This is a genomic window from Vibrio sp. R12-SW3-ISO1, from assembly GCF_059834005.1.
Window position 1 is genome coordinate 40,337 of the sequence record NZ_JCBDGK010000012.1, and the last position, 9,272, is coordinate 49,608.

Annotated in this window: 12 protein-coding genes; 5 read left to right on the top strand and 7 right to left on the bottom strand. The window is 49.0% G+C overall.

Translation table 11 applies throughout. The features are described from left to right. Window positions 1–56 precede the first annotated feature (56 nt). Window positions 57–914, bottom strand: a complete 858-nt coding sequence (yghU, locus tag AC6R0R_RS03300; protein WP_334551711.1) for a glutathione-dependent disulfide-bond oxidoreductase — start codon at window positions 912–914, stop codon at window positions 57–59. Window positions 915–1,306: 392 nt separating this feature from the next. On the opposite strand from yghU, the gene AC6R0R_RS03305 reads away from it, so the two are divergent. After that, window positions 1,307–1,474 carry a hypothetical protein gene (locus tag AC6R0R_RS03305; protein WP_500625695.1) on the top strand — a complete coding sequence of 56 codons (168 nt, stop codon included), beginning with the start codon at window positions 1,307–1,309 and terminating at the stop codon, window positions 1,472–1,474. Window positions 1,475–1,484: 10 nt separating this feature from the next. Here the strand turns inward: AC6R0R_RS03305 and AC6R0R_RS03310 are convergent, their stop codons facing one another. Continuing rightward, window positions 1,485–2,144, bottom strand: a complete 660-nt coding sequence (locus AC6R0R_RS03310; RefSeq protein WP_500625696.1) for an HAD family hydrolase — start codon at window positions 2,142–2,144, stop codon at window positions 1,485–1,487. Window positions 2,145–2,347: 203 nt separating this feature from the next. Between AC6R0R_RS03310 and AC6R0R_RS03315 the strand changes: the two genes are divergently transcribed. Further along, on the top strand, window positions 2,348–2,482 hold the full coding sequence (locus AC6R0R_RS03315; RefSeq protein ID WP_334551715.1) for an entericidin EcnAB: 135 nt from the start codon (window positions 2,348–2,350) through the stop codon (window positions 2,480–2,482). Window positions 2,483–2,556: 74 nt separating this feature from the next. On the opposite strand, the gene AC6R0R_RS03320 is transcribed toward AC6R0R_RS03315, so the two are convergent. The 3 genes from AC6R0R_RS03320 to AC6R0R_RS03330 all read right to left on the bottom strand — a co-directional run bounded on the left by AC6R0R_RS03320 (window position 2,557) and on the right by AC6R0R_RS03330 (window position 4,942). Further along, window positions 2,557–3,171, bottom strand: coding sequence for a glutathione S-transferase family protein (locus AC6R0R_RS03320; protein WP_500625697.1), 615 nt, complete (start codon window positions 3,169–3,171; stop codon window positions 2,557–2,559). Window positions 3,172–3,180: 9 nt separating this feature from the next. Then, window positions 3,181–4,212 carry an NADPH-dependent curcumin/dihydrocurcumin reductase gene (curA, locus tag AC6R0R_RS03325; RefSeq protein WP_500625698.1) on the bottom strand — a complete coding sequence of 344 codons (1,032 nt, stop codon included), beginning with the start codon at window positions 4,210–4,212 and terminating at the stop codon, window positions 3,181–3,183. A 133-nt stretch (window positions 4,213–4,345) separates the two neighbouring features. Then, entirely contained in the window at window positions 4,346–4,942 is a 597-nt protein-coding gene (locus tag AC6R0R_RS03330) for a TetR/AcrR family transcriptional regulator (protein ID WP_500625699.1), read from the bottom strand. An 82-nt stretch (window positions 4,943–5,024) separates the two neighbouring features. Here AC6R0R_RS03330 and AC6R0R_RS03335 point away from each other — a divergent pair, with 82 nt between their 5' ends. Both AC6R0R_RS03335 and AC6R0R_RS03340 read left to right on the top strand, forming a co-directional pair. Next, complete coding sequence (locus AC6R0R_RS03335) at window positions 5,025–5,729, top strand: helix-turn-helix domain-containing protein (protein ID WP_500625700.1); 705 nt, start codon at window positions 5,025–5,027, stop codon at window positions 5,727–5,729. A 105-nt stretch (window positions 5,730–5,834) separates the two neighbouring features. Then, window positions 5,835–6,773 carry a DMT family transporter gene (locus tag AC6R0R_RS03340; protein ID WP_500625701.1) on the top strand — a complete coding sequence of 313 codons (939 nt, stop codon included), beginning with the start codon at window positions 5,835–5,837 and terminating at the stop codon, window positions 6,771–6,773. On the opposite strand, the gene yqfB is transcribed toward AC6R0R_RS03340, so the two are convergent. Together yqfB and AC6R0R_RS03350 are read right to left on the bottom strand one after the other, a co-directional pair. Beyond that, the gene (gene yqfB, locus AC6R0R_RS03345) at window positions 6,745–7,077 is read right to left on the bottom strand and encodes a N(4)-acetylcytidine aminohydrolase (protein ID WP_487901553.1); all 333 of its coding nucleotides are present in this window, start codon (window positions 7,075–7,077) and stop codon (window positions 6,745–6,747) included. The two genes, AC6R0R_RS03340 and yqfB, sit on opposite strands and share 29 nt — an antisense overlap. After that, window positions 7,074–8,273 (bottom strand): DEAD/DEAH box helicase, encoded by a 1,200-nt coding sequence (locus AC6R0R_RS03350; RefSeq protein WP_500625702.1) that lies wholly within the window; start codon window positions 8,271–8,273, stop codon window positions 7,074–7,076. The genes yqfB and AC6R0R_RS03350 overlap by 4 nt, the downstream gene beginning before the upstream one ends. Window positions 8,274–8,496: 223 nt before the next feature. Between AC6R0R_RS03350 and AC6R0R_RS03355 the strand changes: the two genes are divergently transcribed. After that, window positions 8,497–9,272: LacI family DNA-binding transcriptional regulator (locus AC6R0R_RS03355; RefSeq protein WP_500625703.1), on the top strand; the 776-nt coding region annotated here is incomplete at its 3' end.

The following is a 9,272-nucleotide window of genomic DNA, read 5'->3' on the forward strand; positions in this document are numbered from 1 at the left end:
AATTTTTGCCTTGGTTATGAGCTGAATGGGTTATTCAGTAGAGGAGGTCGGGATAATTAAGGTTTCAGTGCGAGTACTTTATCAATGTCTGCCGCGCTATGGCGTTCAGGCACTTGCTCCCACTCTTCACCCCATGCACGGTTAACGATGCGGCCACGCTGCACAGCCTCACGCGCTTCAATCTCTTTCGCCCAGCGTTTGACGTGCTGATAACTGTCGACGTCTAAGAACTCTGCGGCATTATAGGCGTGACCTAACACCAGATTGCCATACCACGGCCAGGTGGCGATGTCGGCGATGCTGTACTCTTCACCACCGAGGTAGGTGTGCTTCGCCAGTTCTTTGTCGAGTACGTCGAGCTGACGCTTGGCTTCCATCGCAAATCGGTTGATCGGGTACTCGAATTTCTCTGGTGCATACGCATAGAAGTGACCAAAGCCGCCTCCCAGATAAGGCGCAGAGCCTTGCAGCCAAAATAGCCAGTTCATCACTTGAGTTCGCGCCGCATGATCTTTAGGTAGGAAATGACCAAACTTTTCCGCAAGGTAAAGCAGGATGTGGCCAGATTCAAAGACGTTGATGGGCGTTTCACCAGAACGGTCCACTAAGGCCGGAATTTTTGAGTTCGGGTTGATTTCGACAAAGCCAGAACCAAACTGATCACCGTCACCAATTTTGATCAAGTAAGCGTCGTACTCGGCCTCTTTGACACCGAGCGCAAGCAGTTCTTCGAGTAAAATTGTGACCTTTTGTCCGTTTGGCGTCGCCAGAGAATGCAGTTGTAGCGGATGCTCGCCAACGGGTAGGGCTTGTTCGTGGCGCGCGCCTGAGTCTGGTCGGTTGATGCTGGCCCATTGTCCGCCGTTGCCTTCTTCCATTGTCCAAACTTTAGGTGGTACGTATTGGTTAGTCATTCTAATTCCTTATCCAACGTTGCTTTGTGCCCTAACATCATAGGGCATACTTCACACGTTGGGGTGGCAACAGACAATTAAAAGGCTCTTGGATCAATTTGATAGAACCTTGAGTTATGACACAGAGTGCTTTGGCATATCGGCGGATGCGTTAGGCGAGATAATCAGTAATAGGCACGACAACACTAGTCAGAGACAGGGCACTATCTTGAGCACATTTCACCCTTCTTATTTGCAAGCGATCGGTGCTGCGCTTTCAAACAGGATCACAAAATACGATCATTTTACACAGCAGATAGGAAATTCAATGGAGCAAAAAGAGGGAACTGCTACAGTGAAACTGCGGTCAAATTGAACAACTGTTTGACCACAGTTAGCTAGGGAGTCATACCATGGATGAGATGATTAGAAAGGCGCGCCAAAAGCGTCGTAAACACCAGCAGCAAGTTAAACCTTTGAACTTGCAACAGAAAAAGTACAGTGAACTGATTTTGGTCGATTTCGATGAACCCTCGGCGTCGCATATTAACCGCCGCGCCGAGAGCAAAATCTATTCATAGTGCCTAGGTGTTAGGCCACCATTGTTTCCGTTTTCAAGCGCGCCAGCGCATCCGATAACGAAGACTCGACGTAGTGGCCTAATGCCAATACTTCCTCACAAGGCGCGACCAAATCAGGGATCTGAAACGTCGTCATATTGGCAGCCATGGAGCTGCGCACACCATTGTTCGAATCCTCAAACGCCACACATTGCGCGGCCTCAACGCCGAGCCTTTGAGCGGCGAGTAAATAAATCTCTGGGTCAGGTTTGCCTTGGGTCACTTCACAGCCGCACGTTAGAGAATCAAAGTATTGATCCAATCCCGCCAGTTTTAATTTCACCGTGGCAACCTCTCGTTGTGATGAGGTGGCAACAGCGGTTGGGATCTTGTTCGCCTTTAACCACTTCAGCAGATCAAGCACGCCTTCTTTGACCGGAATGGCTTGATGATTAACGATGGCTTTGTAGTTTTTACGCCATTCTGCATCGAGCTTATCGAGATCGTCGTGGTACACCTTACGAAATGTCTTATCAATGCTGACCGCATTTTGACCAATGATGGAGAGGTAGACATCAGGGTAGAACGGGAGGTTAACGTTGTCACAGGCTTGTTCAAACACCTGCATACAGAGGCGCTCGGTATCGAGTAATAGGCCATCCATATCAAAAATTGCGGCTTGGAAATTCATAGTAGGGCTTTCATTGTGTGACGTTGAAAGCGGTCATTCTGACATAGATGAATGGCTCAGTCCAAGTGGCATAAATTGAATATTTGCTTGCGATAAGCTTCGGTCAGAAGTGTGACAAAAAGGGCGATTTAGCCCTTTTTTGCTATCCATAACTTGGTTAATCTACTTTGTCGAAACGAACGCGAAATTGTAAAGGATTTACCATGAAACTCTCTGCCATGATTGCAACGCTTGTCTTACTGCTCGCCGGTTGTTCCAATACCTGGGAAGGAGTGAAAGAAGACTCCTCCAAAGTATGGAAGGACACCAAAGAAGCGATTCACGAAGCGACAGAATAACCCAAAAAAACGCCGCCCTTTTAGTGACGAAAAAGGGCGGCGTTTTGATTTCTAACGGTGCTAACGCTTACGGTTTAACCATATTGCGCTTCTAACTGCTCCGCTTTATTGAACTTGTCGTGAGTCGCAAGTTGCTTGGCGTAGGTAGCGATATGAGGGTAGCGCTCCAGCAATCCGAACTTGGTTAAGATTTCCACGATGAAAGACATCATGATATCCGCACCGGTGAGGGTGTCGGCGACCAAGTAACGTTTACCTTCTAAACGTTGATTGACGTAACTCATCACTTTATCTAACTCAAGATCGGCGTAGCCGGCAAGGAAGTTGGTCTGCGCGCCATCTTTGGCGACAAACATTTTCAGAAGCAAGGGCAGCGCCGCTGAGCTTTCCGCAAAATGCAGCCATTGCAGGTAATCGACATAGTCATCGCTGTCTGCTTTAGGTGCGAGATGTGGCCCGTAACGTTGGATCAGATACTCTGTAATGGCCCCAGATTCGGTGATCACCAGCCCTTGGTCTTCTATGACGGGCGATTTACCCAAAGGGTGAACACTTTTGAGTTCAGGTGGCGCGAGAAACGTGACGTTATCACGTTGATAAGGCGCGATTTTATACTCAAGATTCAGCTCTTCTAGTAGCCAAATGATGCGCTTAGAGCGCGATTGGTTTAGGTGGTGCAGCGTAATCATGACGACTCCTTATACCGGCTCGTTGGTTTTTACGACCAGCTTACCGAAGTTTTTCCCTTCGAGTAGGCCAATAAAGGCATCAGGCGCGTTGTCTAGCCCTTCCACTAAGTGCTCTTTGTAGTGAATCTTACCTTCTGCCAGCCAACGATTCATATCTTGAGCGAATTCGCCATAACGGTGACCGTAGTCATCAAAAATGATGAAGCCCTGCATCTTGATGCGTTTAACGAGCAATTGCCCCATCAACATCGACAGGCGATCTGGCCCTTGTGGCAAAGAGGTGGCGTTGTACTGTGAGATAAGGCCACACAATGGTACGCGCGCGCCAGTGTTGAGCAATGGCATAACAGCGTCAAACACTTTACCGCCAACGTTTTCAAAGTAGATATCAATGCCTTTTGAACAATGCGTGGCGAGTTGATCAGCAAAGTCGTCCGCTTTATGGTCGATGCACGCATCAAAGCCAAGCTGCTCCACCGCATAACGGCATTTTTCTTCTCCGCCGGCTACACCGACAACGTAACAACCTTTCAATTTACCGATTTGGCCAACCATAGAACCGACCGCGCCAGTGGCGGCAGCCACGACCAGCGTGTCGCCTTCTTTGGGGGCACCAATATCAAGTAGGCCCATGTAAGCGGTAAAGCCAGGCATGCCCATTACGCCGAGCGCATAGGAAGGGTGCGCCGGGTTTTGGCCCATATTGATTAGGCCTTCGCCATTTGACAGTGCGTAATCTTGCCATCCGCTGTAGGCCAGCACCCAATCACCGTTTTTAAACTGATCGTGGCGAGATTCGATGACCTGACACACGGTACCTGCGACCATGGTGTCACCGATAGCAACCGGGTCTGCGTAGGATTTTGCATCACTCATCCGTCCGCGCATGTACGGGTCAAGGGAGAGGTAAACACTGCGCAACAGGACTTCGCCCTCTGCTGGGCTTGGAATGTCCGTTGTCTCTAGACGAAAATTATCCGCAGTGGGGGCGCCATTGGGGCGAGATGCAAGCACTACGCGTCGGTTAATGGAATCTGACATGATGTTCTCCTGTGTAGACATGACATAAAGTACGTCTTAGTTATGTTATTAGACCAGTCGTCTAGTTGTATGGCCAAAAAATCCCGCTACCAGCATAGTCGATAACGGGGGAGCAAAGTGTGATGATCCAGCGCTACTTGACGGCCGGATTACCCAGCAAGGCTTTGGAGCTAAGTAAACACAGTTCAAGATGGGTTTCATCTTGAAAAAGCTTGTTGAGCAAACTCGCACCTAACCATTGTTGATATAACTGTGTGGCCGTGGCATGTGCGTTGACTACCTGGACTGAGCCATCGTCAATGCCCACTTCAATACAGTGAGCAAGGCTTTCGATCACCATTTCTGCGCCTTTGGCGAGCGATTGACGCATCGGCTCGGATAAATCGGCGACTTCGGCACTCAACTTGACCACAAGACAGCGGTTCGCATTGCAGGTGCCTGAATCTTTCTCCAGCCAGCGAGAGAAATAGTGAACGAGTCTTTCAAAACCGTTCAGATCGGTCTGAGTTAATATCGCGTTGCTGCGCGCCATGTACTCACGAATGTATTCGCTAATTAGCGCCTCGCCAAACTGCTCTTTCGATTTGAAATAGTGATAAAAAGAGCCTTTCGGCACTTGGGCGGTGCTCAGCAGTTCAGACAACCCCACGGCGGTAAAGCCCTTATTGACCACCAACTGATAGCCAATATTGAGAATGTGCTGACGAGTATCTTGTGTTTTTGCGTTCATGGCCGCTACTATAGTGTAAAAATAGACCAGTCGTCTAGTGCGTCAATCAATGCTCTGCTCATGCAGTGGGACAAGGAACAGTATGGACATCAGTGTTCGCTCATACACCAAACAAAAACGCGGTCATTGGCACACTTATCATCAATTGGTTTTGCCCCTAAGCGGAGCGATTGATATTGAGCTTGAAGACTATCGCGGAAAGGTTTCGCCAGGACAGTGTGTGGTGGTGAAGAAAACACTTGAGCACATTTTCCGAGCCGATGAAGCCGCCCGTTTTTTAGTCGTGGATAGCGACACGTTGCCAGAGCCCTTACTGACTGCTAAGATGCCGGTGTTCTCAATCTCGACACCACTTCAGCACTACATTGAGTTTCTCGCAGCGCAACTGGAGCAATCTGTTGATACGCCTTTGGAAACTCAAGCATTTGAACTGCTTACATCGCTGCTAGCACGACAAGAAATGCAGCGCAGTGGTGATGCCCGAATTCAGAGGGTAAAAGCGCACATCAGTGCTCATATCGATGCGCCGATGGGCATTGAATCTCTCAGTCGCATCGCCTGTTTGAGTGCGACACAATTTAAATCGCAATTCAAAAAGCACACCGGACAAACCGTTCACGCGTATATTACGGCAGAGCGTATGTCACGAGCTCATGCACTATTGACTCACACCGACTTAAGTATTGCTCGAATTGCAGAGCAGTGTGGCTATCAAGACGCGTCGGCATTCTCGCGGCGATTTCAGGTGCACTTTTCACTGTCACCGAAGCAAGTACGTCATCTCTAACAGCGCCATAATCATCAGAATAACCGAATAAACCGTCCTTTCTGCACATTGGATGTCTTATGCATGCCGTAAGCTAAATGGAGTATCTCTGGCTTGGATTAGGCAATGTCTGCTCACGTTTCTTCTTCACAATGGCAATCTATTGGTGCCATCCTATTCGCTTCCTTACTTTGGGGAACCACTGGCAGCGCTGCGGCGCTCGCTCCGACCATTCACCCGTTAGCGATCGGTGCCTTTGCGATGGGATTGGGGGGATTACTTTTGGCTCTTATCTCTGTTCCCGCACTCATAAAAGACCTGGCAATTTTGCGCCAACATGTTGGTACGCTGATTTTGGGCGCGTTGGCTTTAACCTTGTACCCGCTGGCGTTTTATACCTCGATGCGGTGGTCAGGTGTTGCGATAGGGACGGTGGTTTCTATTGCCACTGCACCACTGTTTACCGTCTGTTTTGAGCGTCTTTTTGGCACGGTTAAAGCGCTATCGACACAATGGCTAATCAGTTTCGCTTTTGGGGCGATTGGGGTCATGCTGTTAACCCTAACCAAAGGTGATGGTGTGAACACCTTGGACAATGGGCGTTTTACATTCGGTGTTGTGTTGGGGTTAGTGGCTGCGGCGAGTTATGCCGGTTATTCACTGGCAGCCAAGCAGCTTATTACCTTAGGTGTACGATCCCAAAGTGCGATGGGGGCGATTTTCGGCCTTGGTGCATGTTTGTTGCTGCCTACACTATTTTGGACGGGAAGTGCCTTGTTTGCATCAGAAATCAACAGCGCTGTCGCTCTCTATATGGCTGTGATCCCGATGTTTATCGGCTACCTGTTGTTTGGTTTTGGCTTGCGCAGTGTCGAAGTGCGCACGGCGACATTACTCACTCTGTTTGAGCCTTTGGTGGCGGCACTGTTGGCAGTGATGTTTCTAGGTGAGAGGTTCAGCATTCAAGGCTGGGTCGGACTGGGGTTGATCAGTGCGTGCCTACTGATTCAGACACGCACAGGGCGAGTGAAAAAGGCTATGCCACTCGCTCAAAACGAATCATAAACAGTTGATCCAGATCGGGGTAGATGTCACGAATCAAGGTTTTCAGCTCAGGCAGCGGTAGGTGCTCTTGCTCTGCGTGAAATTCGTTGATGTCGTCGTAGCGCAGCGGTTCGACAGACAGAATGCGGATGGTGCAAACGCTCTGCTGCGTCTCGAGTGTCAACACCTCGACTTCAGTGCCAGGCACATAATGGGACTCAGCTTCATCGCGAATCGTGATGGTCTTTTTCCCTTGTGCCACCAGCGGTGTCAAGAATTCGAAAAACGTCATCTTAGTCGGATGACTGATGTCAGGGTGACTCATGACTCTTCCTTAGGTTGACGTTTATGTTTCGGCACATAGTTGAGGATCGAAATCGGTACGGGCTTGCGCGGCTCAAAGCCTTCCACTTCACGGCGTTCAATCAAGTGGCCTAAGCGGCTCTCAATCATGCACAGGTTCTTAAAGTTATCTTTAGAGACAAACGAGATCGCCTCACCTTGGGCATCGGCGCGACCGGTTCGTCCTATGCGATGGACGTACTCATCGGCAGGGAAAGGCAGGTCGTAGTTAATCACCCGTGTCAGCCCTTCAATATCGATCCCGCGTGCGCCCACGCCAGTGGCGATCATGTAACGGATTTTACCGGCTTTGAAATCCGCTAAAAGCTGCTTTCTTATCGCTTGACTACGACCACTATGAAACGCTTCAGCGTCAATGCCGCGTTTGGCCAACTGATCGGCGAGTTTAGCCGCGCCATGTTTGGTCTCAATAAAAATCAGCGCTTGGTCCCAGTCGTTCTCTTTGATGAGATGGCTCAACAGGGCCGATTTTTTATCTTTATCAACGGTAATCAGCCACTGCTCAATGTTCTTTTTCGATGCCTGATTGGCGGCAATACTGATTTCAAACGGATCGTTAACCGCCGTCTTGGCAAGCTCTCTGACCTTGTTGGATAGGGTCGCTGAAAACAAGAGATGCTGAATATCGGTTGGCAGTCGGTCGAGAATTTTGTTCAGATCGTCAATAAAGCCCATGTCTAACATGCGATCCGCTTCATCCAGCACCAACACTTCGACCTCTTCAAAATAGGCGGCGCGCTGGCCATATAAATCGAGTAGGCGCCCCGGTGTGGCCACCACAATGTCAACGCCTTCGATCAACGCCTGCTTTTGCGCTTTATCATCCACACCACCAAACAGGGCGACAGAGGTGAGCGGCATGTGGCGACTGTAGTGGCGGATTTTTTCATCAATCTGCTCGGCCAACTCGCGGGTTGGGGCCAGAATTAATGCACGAAAACGTTTTTTACGCTGAGTCTCTCCTTGGGCGAGTCGCTCCAAAATTGGCCAGACAAAACTGGCGGTTTTACCTGTACCGGTCTGAGCCGCGGCGATTAAATCGTCGCCACGTAAAATGACAGGGACAGCTTTGGTTTGAATTTGGGTCGGTTTACTGTAGCCCAGTTCGTCAATTGCACGAACCAACGGCTCGCTGAGGCCAAGGTGAGAAAACGCCATGATGATACTCTAGTGCTATGGATGTCGCTCGCATTGTAGCATGAACGCTATGGGTGTTATGTGGGGAGATGCGTTTTCTTTACGACAGTAAACCTAGCCAAACAGATGGTGACATGGCCATTTACGCATTTACTATACAGAATACGTAAATACTTCTTGTTATTTTCCTCTTTATTCAGATAATAAACATAAATTTACGTTGTTTACGTTCTAGGAGAGCGCGGTGACATCATCAAAATCAGAGGAAGAGTTGAAGAAAACAACCATTCATGAGGCCGCTAAAATAGCCGGTGTATCAATCGCATCGGTGAGTCGAGCTCTCAACAACAAACCGGGCATTAGTGAGAAAACGCGAGCACGTATTCTAGATATCTGTAAAGATCTTGGTTATGTGCCTAGCTCTTCAGCACGTGAGCTAACGGGAAGCCATAAGAACACTATTGCTATCTCTCTCGGGCCACTCGATTTTTATGCCTCGCGTTATTTAGGGATGTTATGGCCATCATTATCCACAGCGATTCGCAAATCAGGTAGAAATCTTCTTCCGGTCAGTTTTGGCGACGCAGACTTACATCAAGTCGGGGGCGCTATCTTGCTCGGTATCACCACGAATGATGATCGTATTGCAATGTGTAAGCAATTAAATCTCCCTTACGTTTGCATTGGAATGTGTGAAGGCTCATTTTGGGTTGCACCGGATGATTTCAATGGGGGACGAGCAGCGACGCAACATTTAGTGGATAAGGGACTCACTAATATATGTTTCGTCACTCCCACAACGTATGGCGATGGTTACCAATTTCGTCATCAAGGTTACATGTCTGTCATGGCAAATAATGCGCTGCCTGTTCGAGAGCTAAGAACAGGGGCTGAGCCTCTAGGTGAAATTGCCGCTTATCGCTTTTTTATGTCTATGGATAGTAAACAACTTGAAAGCTACCAAGGGTTTGTCTGCGAGTGCGATGAAACGGCCCTCGGTGTCATGGCTGCCCTTAGTGA